The 17,502-nt window shown below is 66.0% G+C and carries 14 protein-coding genes; 3 read left to right on the forward strand and 11 right to left on the reverse strand.

Annotation, left to right across the window (positions count from 1 at the left end; all coding sequences use genetic code 11):
- Nucleotides 1-49 precede the first annotated feature (49 nt).
- Nucleotides 50-1,435: a replication-associated recombination protein A gene (locus tag JOF45_RS06205; RefSeq protein ID WP_342591415.1), complete on the forward strand. Its 1,386-nt coding sequence runs from the start codon at nucleotides 50-52 to the stop codon at nucleotides 1,433-1,435.
- On the opposite strand, the gene JOF45_RS06210 is transcribed toward JOF45_RS06205, so the two are convergent.
- From JOF45_RS06210 to ctaE, 5 genes are all read right to left on the reverse strand, one after another.
- Nucleotides 1,419-5,273 (reverse strand): hypothetical protein, encoded by a 3,855-nt coding sequence (locus tag JOF45_RS06210; protein ID WP_210048551.1) that lies wholly within the window; start codon nucleotides 5,271-5,273, stop codon nucleotides 1,419-1,421. The two genes, JOF45_RS06205 and JOF45_RS06210, sit on opposite strands and share 17 nt — an antisense overlap.
- A 174-nt stretch (nucleotides 5,274-5,447) precedes the next feature.
- The gene (qcrB, locus tag JOF45_RS06215; RefSeq protein WP_210048554.1) at nucleotides 5,448-7,166 is read right to left on the reverse strand and encodes a cytochrome bc1 complex cytochrome b subunit; all 1,719 of its coding nucleotides are present in this window, start codon (nucleotides 7,164-7,166) and stop codon (nucleotides 5,448-5,450) included.
- Complete coding sequence (gene qcrA, locus JOF45_RS06220) at nucleotides 7,163-8,248, reverse strand: cytochrome bc1 complex Rieske iron-sulfur subunit (RefSeq protein ID WP_210048556.1); 1,086 nt, start codon at nucleotides 8,246-8,248, stop codon at nucleotides 7,163-7,165. Before qcrA ends, qcrB begins: the two co-directional genes overlap by 4 nt.
- A 90-nt stretch (nucleotides 8,249-8,338) precedes the next feature.
- Nucleotides 8,339-9,139 (reverse strand): cytochrome bc1 complex diheme cytochrome c subunit, encoded by an 801-nt coding sequence (gene qcrC / locus JOF45_RS06225; RefSeq protein WP_210048558.1) that lies wholly within the window; start codon nucleotides 9,137-9,139, stop codon nucleotides 8,339-8,341.
- A gap of 58 nt (nucleotides 9,140-9,197) precedes the next feature.
- Nucleotides 9,198-9,845, reverse strand: a complete 648-nt coding sequence (ctaE, locus tag JOF45_RS06230) for an aa3-type cytochrome oxidase subunit III (protein WP_210048560.1) — start codon at nucleotides 9,843-9,845, stop codon at nucleotides 9,198-9,200.
- A gap of 203 nt (nucleotides 9,846-10,048) precedes the next feature.
- On the opposite strand from ctaE, the gene trpD reads away from it, so the two are divergent.
- On the forward strand, nucleotides 10,049-11,104 hold the full coding sequence (trpD, locus tag JOF45_RS06235; protein ID WP_210048561.1) for an anthranilate phosphoribosyltransferase: 1,056 nt from the start codon (nucleotides 10,049-10,051) through the stop codon (nucleotides 11,102-11,104).
- A gap of 2 nt (nucleotides 11,105-11,106) precedes the next feature.
- Here trpD and def read toward each other — a convergent pair whose 3' ends face one another.
- From def to JOF45_RS06260, 5 genes are all read right to left on the reverse strand, one after another.
- A complete protein-coding gene (gene def / locus JOF45_RS06240) occupies nucleotides 11,107-11,709 on the reverse strand; it encodes a peptide deformylase (protein ID WP_210048562.1) in 603 nt (200 codons plus the stop codon).
- Between the two features lie 80 nt (nucleotides 11,710-11,789).
- Nucleotides 11,790-12,224, reverse strand: a complete 435-nt coding sequence (gene ctaF, locus JOF45_RS06245) for an aa3-type cytochrome oxidase subunit IV (RefSeq protein WP_210048563.1) — start codon at nucleotides 12,222-12,224, stop codon at nucleotides 11,790-11,792.
- Nucleotides 12,224-13,951 (reverse strand): aa3-type cytochrome oxidase subunit I, encoded by a 1,728-nt coding sequence (gene ctaD / locus JOF45_RS06250; RefSeq protein WP_210048564.1) that lies wholly within the window; start codon nucleotides 13,949-13,951, stop codon nucleotides 12,224-12,226. Before ctaD ends, ctaF begins: the two co-directional genes overlap by 1 nt.
- Before the next feature lie 2 nt (nucleotides 13,952-13,953).
- Nucleotides 13,954-14,835 (reverse strand): aa3-type cytochrome oxidase subunit II, encoded by an 882-nt coding sequence (gene ctaC / locus JOF45_RS06255; protein ID WP_210048565.1) that lies wholly within the window; start codon nucleotides 14,833-14,835, stop codon nucleotides 13,954-13,956.
- A gap of 323 nt (nucleotides 14,836-15,158) precedes the next feature.
- A complete protein-coding gene (locus tag JOF45_RS06260) occupies nucleotides 15,159-15,566 on the reverse strand; it encodes a HesB/IscA family protein (RefSeq protein WP_210048566.1) in 408 nt (135 codons plus the stop codon).
- Between the two features lie 178 nt (nucleotides 15,567-15,744).
- Here JOF45_RS06260 and JOF45_RS06265 point away from each other — a divergent pair, with 178 nt between their 5' ends.
- On the forward strand, nucleotides 15,745-16,344 hold the full coding sequence (locus JOF45_RS06265) for a DUF3043 domain-containing protein (RefSeq protein WP_210048568.1): 600 nt from the start codon (nucleotides 15,745-15,747) through the stop codon (nucleotides 16,342-16,344).
- On the opposite strand, the gene JOF45_RS06270 is transcribed toward JOF45_RS06265, so the two are convergent.
- Entirely contained in the window at nucleotides 16,319-17,446 is a 1,128-nt protein-coding gene (locus JOF45_RS06270; RefSeq protein ID WP_210048570.1) for a quinone-dependent dihydroorotate dehydrogenase, read from the reverse strand. The two genes, JOF45_RS06265 and JOF45_RS06270, sit on opposite strands and share 26 nt — an antisense overlap.
- Nucleotides 17,447-17,502: the final 56 nt, after the last annotated feature.

Below are 17,502 nucleotides of genomic sequence, written 5' to 3' on the forward strand. Positions count from 1 at the left end.
TGGACTCCGCCCGTTCGAATCTTTCTCCGAATATCACCGGAGGTGCACTGTGACCGATCTCTTCTCCGCCGGTGACTTCGGCCCGGAAGACGAGGACAGCGGCTCCTCGGAGACCACCGCCTCACGAGGCCGCCACACGCCTCTGGCCGTGCGTATGCGTCCTCGCACTCTGGACGAAGTGGTGGGACAGAAGCACCTCCTGGACGAAGGCTCACCACTGCGCGTGCTCTCCGAAGGGTCACGGGGCCCCGCCGGCCCCTCCTCCGTGATCCTCTGGGGACCTCCCGGCACCGGCAAGACCACCCTGGCCCATGTGATCGCCCGGGGCGCCTCCCGAAAGTTCGTGGAGCTCTCGGCTATCCGAGCCGGAGTCAAAGACGTTCGCCGCGTCATGGATCAAGCCCTGGAGGATCGTGACCTCCGCGGCAAGACCACTGTCCTGTTCCTGGATGAGATCCACCGCTTCAACAAAGCGCAGCAGGACGCTCTGCTGCCTGGTGTGGAGAACGGCTGGGTCATCCTGGTGGCGGCCACGACGGAGAACCCCTCGTTCTCCGTCATCGCACCACTGCTCTCCCGGTCATTGCTCCTTACCCTTCAGCCTCTGACCACCGACGACCTGGGCGAGCTGATCGACCGCGCCGTGGCCGAGCCCCGGGGGCTCAACGGTGAGTTCCTCCTGGAGAACGAGGCTCGCTCACACATCCTGCGGATGTCCGGCGGGGACGCCCGCCGGGTGCTCACCGCCCTGGAAGCCTCGGCAGCGGTGGCCTCCGCCCGGTCCGCCGAGGATCAGCAGGCGCAGATCACCGCACAGGACGCAGAGCATGCCATGGATCATGCGGTCCAGAGGTATGACAAGGACGGCGATCAGCACTATGACATCATCTCGGCCTTCATCAAGTCGCTGCGCGGCTCCGACCCGGATGCCGCACTGCACTATCTGGCGCGGATGATCGAGGCGGGTGAGGATCCGCGGTTCCTGGCTCGCCGCCTGGTGATCGCCGCCGGGGAGGAGGTCGGAATGGCCGATCCCAGTGCGCTCACCACTGCGGTGGCCGCCGCCGACGCCGTCCAGCTCATCGGCATGCCTGAGGGCAGGATCCTGCTGGCCCAGGCCACTGTGCACATCGCCACCGCTCCGAAGTCCAACGCTTCCTATCGGGCCCTCGACGCCGCCATCGCCGATGTGCGTGCGGGCAAGGGCGCCCCCGTTCCGGCCCATCTGCGCGATGCTCACTACTCCGGAGCCCACCGGCTGGGCCACGGCAGAGGCTACGTATACGCCCATGATGAGCCCCACCATGTGGCCGCCCAGCAGTACCCGCCGGACGATCTGGTCGGCGTGGACTACTACCGGCCCACCACCAACGGCGCCGAGCGGGCGGTGGCCGAGCGGTTGGAGAAGCTGCGCGGGATCACGCGCCGGAGCTGACGTCCCGGCGGTTGATGGCGATCAGCCGCCAGACTGCTGCGCCGATGATCAGCACCGCCAGGGTGACCAGCAGCAGCACGGTGAAGCTGCGCAGCCACCAGAGCACGCTGAGCACGATCAGCGCAGCGGCCCACCACAGGCCCATGCGGCTCGAGCGCAGCAGCGCACACACCAGCACAGCGGCCGAAGCGGCCAGCGGCGCCACCTCGGCGAGGAGCGAGTCCCCCAGGAAGGAGACCAACGCCGCAGCCGTGGCTGCCGCTCCCCCAGCGCCGAAGAACAGACCGTCCCTTCGGGCTGCGGTCCGATCCGCCCTCGGCACCTGGCTGGGCAGCTCCTCACGAGCGGCCAGCACGAACTCGCTGACCATCAGAGCCACGACCATCACCACCAGCGTCACGGAGACACTGACCTGCGAGAGCTCCACTGTCCGCGCCCAGGCATAGAGGACTGAGGCTGGCAGTCCGATCGCCCCGACAAGGCAACAGGAGGCACGCTGTGTGACGCCAGACCAGTCCAGCTCCGCCAGGAACACCAACGCGTGCAGCACCGGCACCAGCCAGAACAGGTGCATCGTCTCCTCCGGCACTGGCGCCGCCACGGGCAGAAGGGCGCCAGCCCAGAGTGCCCCACGGTGCCGACGCGCCAGGCCATGGGTCAGCAGCGCCGCGGCGCCGACGAAGGGCGTCGCCTGCACCACCATGGGAGAGGTCTCCGCCGGCAGCGGCTGATGCGAGGTGACCACCAGAACCGCCAGCACTGCAGCACCGGTGCCCAGGAAGAGATGGGACTCACCGAGCGTACGACTCACCATCGGTTCGCTGAGGAGCAGTCCCGCGAGCATCAGGAGCACCGCAGCAGCCGTCGTGGTCCCGGTGATCGGCTCATGCTGGCCCCAGGCGAAGAGCAGCGAGGCGGGCACGGCCAGGCTGCCGAGCAGAGCCGCGGTCGGCCGCGCATTCTGCGGTCCACCCCGGAGCACGGCCAGCAGCAGCACCACGTGCATTGCGGGCACCGTCCACCCCAGGCCGGACGGATCGGCCGACGGGGCTACCACCACAGGGACCAAGGAAGCGAGAAGCGCCACCACGCCTGTGGAGACCACCAGCACAGAGCGCGTCTGCTGGACCGGACGCAGTGCCGCAGTCCCGACGCCGACCAGCAGACACAGCAGGAAGGCTGCGGTCGGAACCACGTACAGGGTCAGTCCTGCGGGAGCCTCAGCGGCCTCCAGCGGTCCCAGCATCAGCAGAGATCCGCTCAGCGCGGCGGCGGGCGCAAGGACCATCGCCGCCGGAGGCAGAACCACATGGCGAAGACACAGGATCACCAGCAGCGCGCCGGCAACGCCCAGCACCAGGGCAGCCCACCAGGGCCGCTCCGCGGAGAACAGCCCGGCCACCATCATGACGGCCGCACCGCAGGCGTAGAGCGCCGGAGCGATCCGCAGCCGCCCCAGCGTCCAGCGCTCCGCTCGCCACAGCAGGACCAGCGCGGACAGCGCCCAAGGCAGCGCCGTGGCCCAGTACAGGGCCCCGTCGATGCCGGTGGCCGCCAACACAGCGTTGACTGTGGCCAGCCACAGCAGATTCGACGAGAGATGCAGCGGCACCCAGGTCCGAACAGCGACACCACCGGCAGGACCACGCAGGCGCAGCCAGACGGCACTGAGCGCCTCCCCGCCCCACAGGATCATCGCCCCAGCCAACAGCATGGCCGCCTGATCCTGCGCCCCGGCGCCGACCAGGTCAACAGCCCTGACGGCCACCAGTGCGCAGCCGATGAAGGCCGCCGTACGAACGACGCTGAGCCAGGGCACATCACTGTGAGCACCTGCCACCGCACCAGGAGCGGCTGTCATGATCACGATGCTGTAGACCACCGCCACCACACCCGAGAGGTACAGCACCGTAGTCAACTCCCCCAGCGGGTAGACCTCCATGCCCAGTGCTGCCGCCGGGATGAAAACTGCTGCCCATCCCCAGGACTCCCCCAGCTGCCGGCGGGGCATCTCTCCGCGCGCACCCGCCCTGCCAGCGGCCACGCCGAGCATCCCGGCACAGAACACAGCGAAGAGGGTCACCCCGACGAGAGCGACCTGGTTGCCCAGCAGAGCGTCGTTCAGGAGCGACCCGAGGGCCAGCCCGAACGCGCCGACGGTCACCGCCCCGGCCGCACGCTGCCAGGCGGCACGCCAGGGCCGCAGCGACAGCGCAGGCTCTCCCACCAGCCAGACCGCGGCCCAGACCACGGTCCACCAGATGTTCTGGGGCAGAGCAGCCAGCATGGACAGCAGCAGCACTCCCCTGAGGACAAGCTGCCAGCCCCACTGCGCCGAGGTCGGTGCCGTATCCCGAGTGATCAGCAGCGAGTGAGCCGCCACGGCTGCTGTGATCACCACCAGAATGATCATCCAGACATGTTCGGAACCGTCCAGCTCACGGTAGGGCAGCACAGACAGCTGGGCCAGGGCCGAGGCGCCCAGCACCAGCAGCAGCGAGACGCGGCGGTCAGCACGCGCCCACAGCGTCACGGTGAAGCCTGGAACATGGGCTGCCGCGAGGTAGAGTGTCGCCAGGATGCTGACCAGCAGGACGAGCAGCGGCAGCGGCTCCAACCCCTGGTCCCCGAGGACCAGCATCGCAGCCGATAACCAGAGGGCCCGCGCAGCCGCCCGCTGCGCCATCCGACCGGCCTGCGTGACACATTGCCAGGAGCTCGCCAAGTAATGGACACCCGCGACTCCGAAGACAGCGGCGTACTCGTATCGGCTCAGCTCGCCCAGCATCACCAGCGAAGCCAGCAGGACACCAGGCACCACGACGCCATTGAGCTGACCGAAGGGTTTCGACAGAACCTGTGGCACGCGCTCGCCCACGAACGCCATGGCCGCCTGCAGCACAGAGGAGATCACGATGATCACCAGCAGCGCCCAGAACAGCGCCGGGCGCACAGCCGCTGTCGCAGCGAAGACGGTGGAATACAGGAAGGGAATGACCAGATACCCGAGGATTCGGCTGTCCAAGGCCAGGGCGCCGTGGAGGTACACAGCAGTGCCCGCAGCAGAGATGATCAGCCAGGTCAGCAGCCCATCGCGGATGATGGCGTCGTTCAGCGGCAGGGCCAGCACGGGAAGCAGCGCCAGTCCGGTGCCATAGAGCGAGATGCCGGCCGGTCGCAGCACCGCAGAGAACCGTGCGACCAGGAAGCCGCCACCGGTGAACGCCAGACACACCACGCCCAAGCTGCCCGCCGTCAGCGCAGGATCCCCGACGACGGCGACGAAGGACAGGGCCGCAGCCACCAGCAGCAGCCCGCCGATGTAGAGCGCGACGTTGATGTTGCGACGCTCCCGGCGCTTCTTCTCCGCGGCCAGCTGCTCCGCAGTTCTCTGCGCCACCGCATTCTGCGCCGGTGCCTGTTCCTGCCACGGGACATGCGGCGCGGGTTCCCGGCCAGGTTCAGGATGGATGAGAGGTTCCTCCACAGACCCTTCGGATCCGAGCGGCCCTGTGAGTTCCGCCGGCTGCACCGGTCGATGAGTGTCGGCCCGCTCCTGCCATGCGTGGTAGCCAGAACTCGGATCGTACAGCGCAGGCTCAGCGTAGGGCACAGACTCTCGGGTCTCTGCCCGGGCCCCATGATCCTGCTGAGGCGGCTGCTGGGTAGCCTGACCGTAGGGCGTCGGGTATGGCTGCTGGGCCGGGATATGCGGGGCTGAGGCTCCCGAGCGGATCCAGCGCCGCCGCTCCACCGCCTGGCCGATGGCGAATCCGATCAGCAGCGGCACTCCGCAGAGCACAGCCAGCACCAGCCCGATGATGATCAGGAACTCCACCCAGACTCCTCTCCTCGGCCAGACCACAACGGCCCGACCAGGATCAACGATGCGCCCAGCCTATCCGCCAGCACATACGACGGCGGGCCCGCCTCCCACATCTGTGGAAAACGGGCCCGCCGGCGTCATGGAGCCGCTCAGACTCTCAGAGGACGTGGCCTCAGAGGATCGGGATCAGTGATCCTTCGACTCGATGGCGCCCACGCCGCTGGAGGGAAGCTCATGAGCGTCGTGATGGTCGTGCTCCAGAGCCTCCAAGTACTCCTCACGGCTCACCGGAGCCACACGGTCCTCGTAGAAGGCACGGTTCAGACGCGCGCGGACCTTCTCGAGCAGTGTGATCTTGCCCTTGGCGTTCGGCTCGGCCGGGCTCGGCTCCGGCGCATCGTAGGAGACCAGGGTCCACAGCTCGTAGTCGTCCAAGCGGCGGTGCTTCTCGCTGAACCCGCCGTCGGCCGCCACCTGGATCACACCCGCCTCATCGCCGTGGAGCACGATCTCCCGATCCTTGCGCTGCAGGGACAGGCAGATGCGCTTGGTGAGGATGTAGGCGATCACCGGACCCACGAAGATCAGCACACGCGACCAATAGGTGATGTCGTTCAGCGACAGACCGAAGTGCGTAGCGATCAGGTCGTTGGAGCCCATGCCCCACATGATCATGTAGAAGGTCATGACCGCGGCGCCGAAGGCAGTGCGGGTCGGCGCATTGCGCGGACGGTCCAGGAGGTGGTGCTCCTTGCGATCCTTGGTGATCCACGATTCGATCCACGGCCACACGAACAGGCCGAGGAACATCAGCCCGACCGGGATCAGCGGGATCAGCACCGGCAGCGCCAGAGAGTTCCCACCCCACGGCGTCGGCAGGACCCATTCGAGTGAGAAGTCCCCCAGATGGCCTGGCATGAGTCGCAGGACACCCTCGAACGGGCCGATGTACCAGTCCGGCTGCGCGCCTGCCTGCACCGGCGACGGGTCGTAGGGACCGTAGTTCCACAGTGCGTTGATCTGGAACGTGCCGGAGATCAGAGCGAGGATGCCGAAGACGATGAAGAAGAATCCACCGGCCTTGGCCGCGTAGACCGGGCCCACCGGGTAGCCGACCACGTTGCGCTCGGTGCGCCCGGGGCCGGGGTACTGGGTGTGCTTGTGCAGAACCACCATGAACAGGTGGATGGCGATCAGCAGCAGGATCATCGCGGGGATGACCATGATGTGCATCACGTAGAGGCGCGGAATGACCTCGTGTCCGGGGAACTCTCCACCGAACAGGAAGAACGAGATGTAGGTGCCGACCACAGGAAATGCTTTCAGCATGCCGTCGATGATGCGCAGGCCGTTGCCGGAGAGCACCTCATCAGGCAGGGAATAACCGGTGAAGCCGGCGCCCAGGCCGAGGATCAGCAGCGCACAACCGACCACCCAGTTGAGCTCGCGCGGCTTGCGGAACGCGCCGGTGAAGAACACACGCAGCATGTGGATGGACATCGCTGCGATGAACAGCAGTGCCGCCCAGTGATGCAGCTGACGCATGAACAGGCCGCCACGGACGTCGAAGGACAGCTCAAGCGCCGTCGAATACGCCGTAGACATCTCCAGCCCCTGCAGCGGAGCGTAGGAGCCGGAATACCGCGTGGTGGCCATCGAGGGGTCGAACCAGAAGGTCAGGAACGTTCCGGAGAGGATCAGGATGACGAAGCTGTAGAGCGCAACCTCACCGAACATGAACGTCCAGTGGTCCGGGAAGACCTTCCGACCGAACTCACGAACGATCCCTGTGCCCCCCACGCGGGTGTCCACGTAGTTGGCGATCCGACCCGTGCTCGTCTTCGGCTGGTACTGGTCGACCTCGAGGTACTGCTCCTCGGTGTATTTCTCTTTGGTGGCGCTCATGATGCGTAATCACCCTCCGGGTCGGTGTTGCCGCGCTCCCAGTAGGTCGGGCCGACGGGTTCGGTGAAATCGCTCCGGGCGACGAGATAGCCCTCGTCGTCCACGGTGATGGGCAGCTGGGGCAGCGGACGGCCAGCAGGCCCGAAGACGACCTTGAACTCGTTGGCGGCATCGAAGGTGGACTGGTGGCAGGGGCACAGCAGGTGATGCGTGTGCCGCTCGTACAGCGCGACGGGGCAGCCGACATGGGTGCAGACCTTGGAGCAGGCGATGATCCCGTCGTAGCTCCAGTCCTCACGACCCTCGCTGACCGTCTCGATGTCCTCGGGGTTCATGCGCATGACCAGTGTCACGGCCTTCGCCTTCTCCGAGAGCCGCTGCCCATGGCTGGAGATGGTGCGCAGGTTCTCCGGGATCACGTGCATCGCGGTGCCGACGGTGAGGTCCGACGCCTTGATGCGGGTTCCCGAGGGGTCACGGACCAGGTGGACGCCCTCGTCCCACATCGAGTGCCTCATGCGCTCGACGCCGAAGTCTTCGGAGCGGTCCAGATCGCGCAGAGTCACGATGAAGGGAAGCGGAGCGAGCAGCGCTGCGCCGATCATCGTGTTGCGCAGCAGCGGGCGACGTTTGATCTGCGACTCATCGAGGACGTCGCCGATGATCTTCTCGGCTTCTTCGCGCTCTGCCTCCTTGCGCAGGGGCTTGCGGTCCTCGACCATCTCGTGGTCGGGCATCAGCACCTTGGCCCAGTGCACGATGCCCAGACCGATGCCGAGCATCGCGAAGGCGACACCGACTCCGAGCAGGGTGTTCTGCACACGCAGAAGCTGCAGATCCCCTTCCGTCTGGCCGATGGCGAAGTAGCCGACAAAGAAGACCACGGTGCCGATGATGGAGAGCAGGAAGAGAATCGACACGATGCGCTCAGCACCTTTGGCGACCTTCTCGCTCTCGTCTGCCAGCCGCGGGCGGTGCGGGGGCAGGCCCGGGTTGTCGATGGCGTAGGCGCCCGACTCCCCTTCACCGGCTTTGATGACGGCACCCGAGTCCTTCGGGTCGCCGTTACCGTGCTCGCCCATATGGTTTTCGTCCTTTGCTTGAGTGATTGCTTGGAGTGCGTGGGTGCGGTGCTGCGGACACCGCCGAAGATATCGGGCCGACTGCCTCGGCTACGAGGACCGCGAGGTCAGCCAGACCATGGAAGCGATGAGCAGTGCGAGCCCACCGGTCCAGATGAACAGGCCCTCAGACACCGGGCCGAGGAAGCCCAGGGAGAAGCCGCCGGGAGTGCCCTGGCTCTGGTAGGTCTCCAGGAAGGCGACGATGTCCCGCTTGTCCTCCGGAACCAGGTTGGCATCGGAGAAGACCGGCATGTTCTGCGGGCCGGTGGTCATGGCCTCGTAGACATGCTGACTCTCGACGCCATGCAGAGAGGGTGCGAACTTTCCTTCGGTCAGCGCACCGCCCGCGGCCGCGGCGTTGTGGCACATGGCGCAGTTGATGCGGAAGAGCTCACCGCCGCGGGCGGGGTCGCCCTCATCGACGTCGAGGTACTCCTCGTCCGGAACTGCCGGACCCGCACCCAGAGACGCCACGTAGGAGGCCAGCTGCATGGTCTGCTCATCGTTGAACTGAGCCGGCTTCTCCTGCGCCTGAGGACCCTGCATCTGCATCGGCATACGACCGGTGCCGACCTGGAAGTCAACAGAGGCCGCGCCCACGCCGATCAGCGACGGGCCGGCGTCGGTGCCCTCGGCATTCATGCCGTGGCAGGTGGCGCAGTTGGCGACGAAGAGCCGCTCGCCCTCTTCGATGTTCTCCGGATCGGAGTATGCATCCGCGTTCTCGGACGCCTGAGCCTCGTTGATCGTGGTGGCCGCGCTGTACAGGCCACCGGTGATCAGCAGACCCAGGAGGAGCAGGGCCACTCCTGCGAAGGGATGGCGGCGCTTCTGTGAGAGTGCCTTCACGTGCCGGTTCCTCACTTGTCGGTGCGTTGTCAGGTTCATGGGTGCGCCGTCGTCCGGATCAGACGAGCAGCGGAAGGACGTAGACGATGCCGAACAGGGCGATCCAGACGACGTCCACGAAGTGCCAGTAGTAGGAGACCACCACGGCTGCGCTGGCTTCCCGGTGGGTGAACTTCACGCTGAAGTACGCCCGGGCGACGACGTAGCAGAACGCCACCAGACCGCCGATCACGTGCAGACCGTGGAAGCCGGTTGTGATGTAGAACGCCGAGCCGAAGGCGTTGGTCTGCACGGCGACGCCGTGGGACACCAGCACAGCGAACTCATAGGTCTGGCCGGCGATGAAGACCGCGCCCATCACGAAGGAGAGGATGTACCACTCGATCATGCCCCAGTTCTTCACCTGGAGCAGTCCCCCGGTGCGCCGCGGCTGGTGCCGTTCAGCGGCGAAGACGCCGAACTGAGCAGTCACCGAGCTGGCCACGAGGATGACCGTGATGGTCGTCGCCAACGTGATGTCCAGCTGGCTGGCACCCTCGGCAAACATCTCGGGCTGCGCCGAGCGCAGGGTGAAGTAGATCGCGAACAGGCCGGCGAAGAACATCAGCTCGCTGGTCAGCCACACCATGGTGCCCACGGACACCATGTTCGGGCGGTTCGGCAGCGTGCGCGCCGGAACGTTTGGGGCTTGGGTTGCAGACGTCACGGACACATTATTGCCTGAAAAGACCCCAGTTCGCTAACGCTCTCGGGTGCGTGGCGCGTCTTCAGATCCTTGTCAGGCCGCGGCTTCCGCGTCATTCTCAGGGAGTACCAAGGTCAGAGCGCTCGGAAAAAAACAGAATATTTCGACAGCCTGTAGAAATCTGAGCGTGTCGACCCCCTCCGGAGCCCGGTATTGTCGTCGCTATGGATACACAGGCTGAGACCTCCGAACTGACCTGGCCCGTCCTGCTCGAGACGCTGCTCGCCGCCGAGGACCTCACGGCAGAGACCGCCGCCTGGGCGATGGGCCAGCTCATGAGCGGAGAGCTCAGCGACGCACAGATCGCCGGATTCCTGATCGCACTGCGCGCCAAAGGAGAGACCGCACAGGAACTCGTGGGCCTCAGCAGCGCCATGATGGACAGGGCCCTGCCGGCCCAGATCTCCGGGCCCACCCTGGACATCGTCGGCACGGGCGGAGATCGCTTGGGCACGGTCAACATCTCCACCATGTCTTCTCTGGTGGCCGCGGGCGCCGGTGCCACAGTGGTCAAGCATGGCAACCGAGGCGCCTCCAGCACAGCTGGTGCCGCCGATGTCATCGAAGCGCTCGGCGTCGACCTCTCCCTGCCGACCGACCGGGTGATCCGGGCAGCCGAGCAGGTGGGCATCACGTTCCTCTTCGCCCAGACCTTCCATCCCTCCATGCGCTTCGTCGGCCCCGCCCGCAAACGCCTGGGCGTGCGCACCATCTTCAACTTTCTGGGCCCGTTGGCCAATCCGGCCCGAGTGAGTGCGCAGGCCCTGGGCTGTGCCAGCCTGGAGCTGGCGCCGAAGATGGCGGATGTGCTCGCAGCCCGGGGCACCCGCGGCCTGGTGTTCCGCGGTCAGGACGGCCGGGACAAGATCACCGCGTCGGCGGCCAGCGACCTCTGGGAGGTCCGGGACGGCGCTGTGGAGCACCTGGAGCTCGCTCCCGAAGACGTGGGGCTCCCACGCTGTGCTGTGGAAGACCTGCAGGGCGGCACCGGAGAGGAGAACGCCGAGATCGTACGTCGGCTCCTGCGGGGCGAGCACGGGCCTGTGCGGCACGCCGTGCTGCTCAATGCGGCCGCGGGCCTGACCGCCCTGGATGAGGACGCCGCAGGCCCCCTGCTCTCCCGTCTGGAGCGCAACATCGAGCGCGCGGCCCAGTCGTTGGACTCCGGCGCGGCGGCCGAGGTCCTGCAACGCTGGACGAAGTTCTCAGCAGCCTCCTGAGCTCAGGACTGGGGCTCGTCCTCCTCGTCGTGGCCGAACGGATCCGGGTCCTCGCCCGGCATCCATGAGTGGCCAGGTTCTGTCCACCCCTCCTTCTTCAGAACCTTCTTCCACCGCTTGGCCCATCTCGGGTTCAAGCGGTTCACATAGAGGTAGCCGTCCAGATGGTCGTACTCATGCTGCATGATCCGGGCGAACCATCCTGTGGCTTCGAAGCGCACAGCAGACCCTTGCGCGTCCAGTCCCTGGATCTCGACATGATCAGAGCGCTTGAGCGGGAACCCATAGCCGGGAGCAGAGAGGCACCCCTCCGTCTCCTCCTCCGGATCCGGATCCTCTTTGGAGACCTTGCCGATCAGCCGAAGCCGTGGATTGATGATCACCCCGCGGCTGGGCGCCCCTGAGGTGTCGCCGTCGTACTTCCAGTTGAAGATCCGCAGACCCACGCCCACCTGTGGAGCGGCGAGCCCGACGCCGTGGGAGGCGTCCAGGGTCTCGTCCATATCAGCGATGAGTGTGCGGATCTCGTCGTCGATGGTCTCTACTTCGACGGCACGGCGGTGCAGCACAGGCTCGCCGTGGACGGTGATGGGCCGGATGGTCATGGTCCTCGATTCTAATCAGAGACGAAGAATCCGCCCCAGGCTGAGCCCGAGGCGGATTCTTCGAACGGTGCGGCGTCAGCTCAGTGAGCGTAGCGCTTTCGGTTGAACTCCATCACCCAGCCGGTGATGAAGAACAGCGTGGGGATGCAGGCGATGAAGAACACCCACCAGTCGATGGCGATCCCGAAGAAGGCGAAGGCTGCCGAGAAGCCCAGGCCCAGCGGCCACCAGCTCCACGGGGCGAAGTCGCCGTAGTTGCCCTTCATCTCCTCGATCTCGCCCTCGGGGTTGTCACTGTCCATGGCCTCCGAGTTCTTGGCGGTCAGGCGCAGGTAGAACCAGAGCATGAGGCCCAGGCCAGCGGTCAGCAGCAGACAGACGAAGCCGACCCATTCCAGGCCCGTCTGCTCGCCGGATCCCGCCACGGTCCAGTTCACGGTGAGGAAGGCGTAGACAACGGCCACCACCAGTAAGAACAGGCCAAGCGCGAGGAAGAGTCCGATATTCGTCTTCATCAGATACCACCCTTGTCCTTCTGATCAGCAGGTCCGAAGATCTTGCCGGCCGGAGTGCTCAGCGTGTGCCGCTCTCCCAGCTCGGGGTGATGCAGGTCCAGCGCCGGACGCTCGGAGCGGATCCGCGGCAGCGAGTAGAAGTTGTGACGCGGCGGCGGGCAGGACGTAGCCCACTCGAGTGAGCCTCCGAAGCCCCACGGGTCGTCCACGAGGACCCTCTTGCCCTTGCGGTGAGTGATCCATACGTTCCAGAAGAACGGAATCAGCGAGGCGCCCAGCAGCATCGAGAACACCGTGGAGAACTGATTCATCGTGGTGAACCCGTCCTCGACCAGGTAGTCGGCGTAACGACGCGGCATGCCCATCACGCCCAGCCAGTGCTGGATCATGAAGGTGCCGTGGAAGCCGATGAAGAGCATCCAGAAGTTGATCTTGCCCAGACGCTCGTTGAGCATCTTGCCGGTCCACTTCGGCCACCAGAAGTAGAAGCCGGCGAACATCGCGAAGACCACGGTGCCGAAGACCACGTAGTGGAAGTGCGCCACCACGAAGTAGCTGTCGGACAGGTGGAAGTCCAGCGGCGGTGAGGCCAGGATGACGCCGGTCAGACCGCCGAAGAGGAAGGTCACCAGGAAGCCGAGGCTCCAGAGCATCGGCGTCTCGAAGGTGATCGACCCTCGCCACATCGTGCCGATCCAGTTGAAGAACTTCACACCGGTCGGAATAGCGATGAGCATGGTCATCAGCGCGAAGAACGGCAGCATCACTGCGCCGGTCACGTACATGTGGTGCGCCCAGACGGTCACCGACAGCGCGGCAATCGCGATGGTCGCGTAGACCAGGCCCTTGTAGCCGAAGATCGGCTTGCGGCTGAACACCGGCAGGATCTCGGAGACGATGCCGAAGAACGGCAGGGCGATGATGTAGACCTCAGGGTGCCCGAAGAACCAGAAGAGGTGCTGCCACAGGATGGCACCGCCCGCCTCCGGGTCGAAGACGTGGCCGCCGAAGCGACGGTCCAGGCCGAGGCCGAAGAGTGCGGCTGCCAGCGGCGGGAAGGCCATCAGCACCAGGATCGAGGTGATCAGCGTGTTCCAGGTGAAGATGGGCATACGCCACATGGTCATCCCCGGAGCACGCATGCAGATGATGGTGGTGATGAAGTTGACGCCACCCATGATGGTGCCGAAGCCGGTCAGCGCCAGGCCGAAGACCCAGAGGTCACCACCCACACCTGGTGAGTAGGTCGTATCTGAGAGCGGCGCGTAGGCGAACCAGCCGAAGGAGGCTGCACCCTGCGGGGTCAGGAAACCGGCGAGGGCCACCAGGGAGCCGAACAGGAAGAACCAGAAGGCCAGCGCGTTCAAACGCGGGAAGGCCACATCCGGCGAGCCGATCTGCAGGGGCATCATCACATTGGCGAATCCGGTGAACAGCGGGGTCGCGAACATCAGCAGCATCACCGTGCCGTGCATGGTGAACAGCTGGTTGTACTGCTCCTTGGTCTGCAGGAACTGCATGCCGGGTTCGAAGAGCTCAGCACGGATGATCAGCGCCATCACGCCGCCGATGCAGAAGAACAGGAACGAGGCGATCAGGTACATGTACCCGATGACCTTGTGATCGGTGGTCGTCAGCCAGCTGACGACGATCGCGCCTTTGGAGCGCGGGACGGAGCGAGCCTCTACGGCCCCTTCGTCAGCGGTGTATCCGAGTGTCGTGGCCACGGTCAGTCGTCCCCTTCGGTCGCACTCACGTCGTTGAGGTTCGGGTTCCGGTCGTAGGTCTCATCCAAGTGACCCTCGTCCAGAGTCTCGAGGTACTGCTCGAACTCCTGCGGGGAGACGACCTCCACGTTGAACAGCATCTCCGAGTGGTACTCGCCGCAGAGCTCGGCGCACTTGCCGTCGAAGGTTCCCTCTTCTTCGGGGACCAGGTGGATCTCGGTGGTGCGGCCGGGAACCATATCGCGCTTCTGCAGGAACTGCGGGATCCAGAAGGAGTGGATGACATCGCGGGAGGTCAGCTCGAAGGTGACCTCCTCATCGACCGGCAGGTACAGAGTGGGCAGACGCTGCTGGTCGCCCTCTTCGCCGGAGAGGTGAGCCTGAGTGCCGGCGTAGTGCCGCTCCTCACCGTTGTAGGTGTAGTTGAAGTCCCAGGCCCACTGCTTGCCGACCACGTTGACCACGAGCTCCGGGTCCTCATGGGGCTCGTCGATGGAGCGCTGGACCTCATCGGTGTAGTAGAAGAGCACACCGACCATCACCAGCGGGACCAGGGTGTACATGATCTCCAGGGGCACGTTGTAGGCCAGCTGGCGGGGGTAGCCGGTCTCCCCCTTGCGACGGCGGTAGGCCACCATGCACCAGAGCATGAGCGCCCAGGTGATCACGCCGACGATCAGCGCGGCGATCCAGGAGTTGACCCAGAGATCAGTCAGCTCTGCTGTGTTGCTGGTGGTGCCCCGACTTCCGGGAAGCCAGCCGCGACGGACTGGATCCGGGATCTCCGCGACGCAGGCGGTGAGCACCAGCGAGGCCGCGCCGGCCAGCGCGGTCGCTTTGACCGCGCGGTGACGGCGGCTGCCGGTTCGATTCTGCGAACTCACAGACGGCCCTTCCTCTTTCCTTGGTGTGCGATGCGATCAGCACGTTGTGGGGCCGCCGGCGGATCGGACCTGTGGGCGGCCTTGGACGTTCGGAGACAAGACTACTACGTGAAGTAGAAGCCCGGGAGCCCGGACACTCCGCGATGACACCGATTCCGATCGCCGCAGGGACCGCTATGACCTGCACAGATACGCGAAAACCCCGCTTCTACACGGTGTAGAACTCGTGAAGAGGCGGGGTTTTCGCTCAGTGCGGGCCAGCGCCCGCAGCACCTGCTCGATGTCATATTCGTGACACGAAGCGGGTGCGCGGCGTCAGCGGCTCAGTGGAACGAGTCGCCGCAGGCGCAGGATCCCCCGGCGTTGGGGTTGTCGATGGTGAAGCCCTGCTTCGAGATGGAGTCCTCGAAGTCGATCTTGGCGCTTTCGAGGTACGGGACGCTCATCTTGTCCACCACGACTTCGACGCCGCTGAACTCACGCAGGGCGTCGCCGTCGAGGATCCGCTCATCGAAGTAGAGCTGGTAGATCAGACCGGAGCAGCCGCCGGGCTGGACGGCGACGCGCAGCCGCAGGTCGGTCCGGCCCTCCTGCTCCAGCAGAGAAGCGACCTTCTGTGCCGCCTCATCGCTGAGCTCCACCTGATGAGCTTTGAAGCCTTCGACCTCATTGCCCGCGATCTCGGCGGCCTGTGCCGCCTGCTCGGCTGTTTCCTGTGCGGGTGCAGACATCGCAATCCCCTCTCCACATATGGATGGTCTTCCTGTTCAAAGGTACCAACACCAGTGGTGCGCCCGAACATTCCCCACATCCGCCTCTCCCACATCTCCGCCTCCCCCACAGGCCCGAGGGCCTGCAGCGGAGGAGCGGAGGGAGCCTGCGCGCTGCGACGGCGGTTACACTGGTCCGGTGTTTGGACGTAATAAGAAGACTGCCGACGAGACCACCGAGCCCGAGACCCAGGACGCGGCCGCCGAGGATCAGACCAAGCGGAGCCCGCAGCCCAAGGGCACCCCGACGCCGACACGGCGTGAGCGCGAGGCTGCCCGCAAGCGTCCTCTGGTGCCCGATGACCGTAAGGCAGCACGTCTGGCACAGCGCGAACACCTGCGCGAACTTCGCCAGAAGCAGCGCGTGGCCATGGAGACCGGTGACGAGAAGTACCTGCCTCCGCGCGACCGGGGCCCTCAGCGACGCTTCGTCCGTGACTGGGTGGACGCCCGGTTCGGCGTCGGCGAGTGGATGCTGCTGCTGGTGCTCGCCTTCCTGTTCATCTCCTTCGTCCTGACCGACGAGGCTCGCCTGGTGATGAGCCAGGTGCTCTGGCTCTTCGTCCTGGCCGTGATCGTCGAGTGCTGGTGGGTCGCCCGACGCGTCCGCAAGCAGCTGGAGGCGAAGTTCGGCGAGGTGGAGAAGGGCGTCCGCTTCTACGCCGCGATGCGGTCGCTGCAGATCCGGCGCCTGCGCCTGCCCAAGCCGATGGTCAGCCGCGGCGAGTTCCCCTCCTGAGGCGCGTTCCCTTCCTGATACGAACCAGGCCTGCGTTGATCCGCCGGACCCAGAACGGCCCCTGATAGATGAACGCCGAGTAGCCCTGCACCAGATCTGCTCCCAGGTCCAGCCGCTCGGCCACGTCTTCGGCGCTGACCACTCCCCCGACAGAGATGATGGCCGCGCTCTGCGGAAGCCGCTCGCGCAGCCTCACCAGGATCTCCTTGGAGCGGCCGGCCAGCACAGGACCGCTGAGACCGCCGGCCCCCTTGGACTCCACTTCCTCCGCCGAGGTGAGCAGCCCCTTCCGGGAGATGGTCGTATTGGTGGCGATGATGCCGTCCAGACCGAGTTCGGTGACCAGGTCCGCCACCGCATCGACGTCGTCGTCGGCCAGGTCCGGGGCGATCTTCACCAGCAGCGGGACATGTTCTGAGGTGGACTCGTCAGCCTGGCGGCGCACCGCTTCCAGCAGCGGCCGCAGCGCCTCGATGTCCTGGAGCTGCCGCAGCCCCGGGGTGTTCGGCGAGGACACGTTGACCACCAGATAATCCGCCACCGGCGCCAGCGCGCGGGTGGAGATCAGGTAGTCCTCCGTGGCCTCATCCAGAGGGGTCACCTTGGTCTTGCCGATGTTGACCCCGACGACGGGCGCGTGCCGCCCAGAGGCGCGCAGCCTGTCGATGCGGCGCCTGGTGCGCTCCAGCCGAGACCGCACGGCGGAGGCGCCGTCGTTGTTGAAGCCCATACGGTTGATCAGCGCCTGGTCCTCCACCAGACGGAACAGGCGCGGCGCGGCGTTTCCGGGCTGGGCGTGGGCGGTCACCGTGCCCACCTCGATATGGCCGAAGCCCAGCGCGGCCAGCGGAAGGACTGCGACGCCCCCCTTGTCGAACCCGGCCGCCAGGCCGAAGGGCGAGGGCCAGCTGCGCCCCAGCGCCTCGGTGCGCAGAGACTCCTGCGGCCGTGTCAGTCGCTCGAGCAGCCGATCGGCGCCGACGGCGGCGGCGATCTGCAGGCCGGCGACCACTGCATGATGTGCGGCTTCCGGGTCCATACGCTTGAAGACAGTGCTGAAGACGGCCCGGTAGAGCACCGGAGAAGAGAAGGAACTCGGCATGAGCTCCATCCTAATCGGCACGGCGCCGACTGCGCGGAGCGATCTCCTAGACTCGG

It is taken from the genome of Nesterenkonia lacusekhoensis (genome assembly GCF_017876395.1).
Taxonomy (GTDB): Bacteria; Actinomycetota; Actinomycetes; order Actinomycetales; family Micrococcaceae; genus Nesterenkonia; species Nesterenkonia lacusekhoensis.

What these genes read in the sequence shown, in the direction of transcription:
- def (WP_210048562.1), bottom strand. Translation starts at nt 11,709, where the DNA reads ATGACCATCCGGCCCATCACCGTCCACGGCGAGCCTGTGCTGCACCGC.
- trpD (WP_210048561.1), top strand. Translation starts at nt 10,049, where the DNA reads ATGGATACACAGGCTGAGACCTCCGAACTGACCTGGCCCGTCCTGCTC.
- qcrB (WP_210048554.1), bottom strand. Translation starts at nt 7,166, where the DNA reads ATGAGCGCCACCAAAGAGAAATACACCGAGGAGCAGTACCTCGAGGTC.
- JOF45_RS06260 (WP_210048566.1), bottom strand. Translation starts at nt 15,566, where the DNA reads ATGTCTGCACCCGCACAGGAAACAGCCGAGCAGGCGGCACAGGCCGCC.
- JOF45_RS06270 (WP_210048570.1), bottom strand. Translation starts at nt 17,446, where the DNA reads ATGCCGAGTTCCTTCTCTTCTCCGGTGCTCTACCGGGCCGTCTTCAGC.
- ctaF (WP_210048563.1), bottom strand. Translation starts at nt 12,224, where the DNA reads ATGAAGACGAATATCGGACTCTTCCTCGCGCTTGGCCTGTTCTTACTG.
- qcrA (WP_210048556.1), bottom strand. Translation starts at nt 8,248, where the DNA reads ATGGGCGAGCACGGTAACGGCGACCCGAAGGACTCGGGTGCCGTCATC.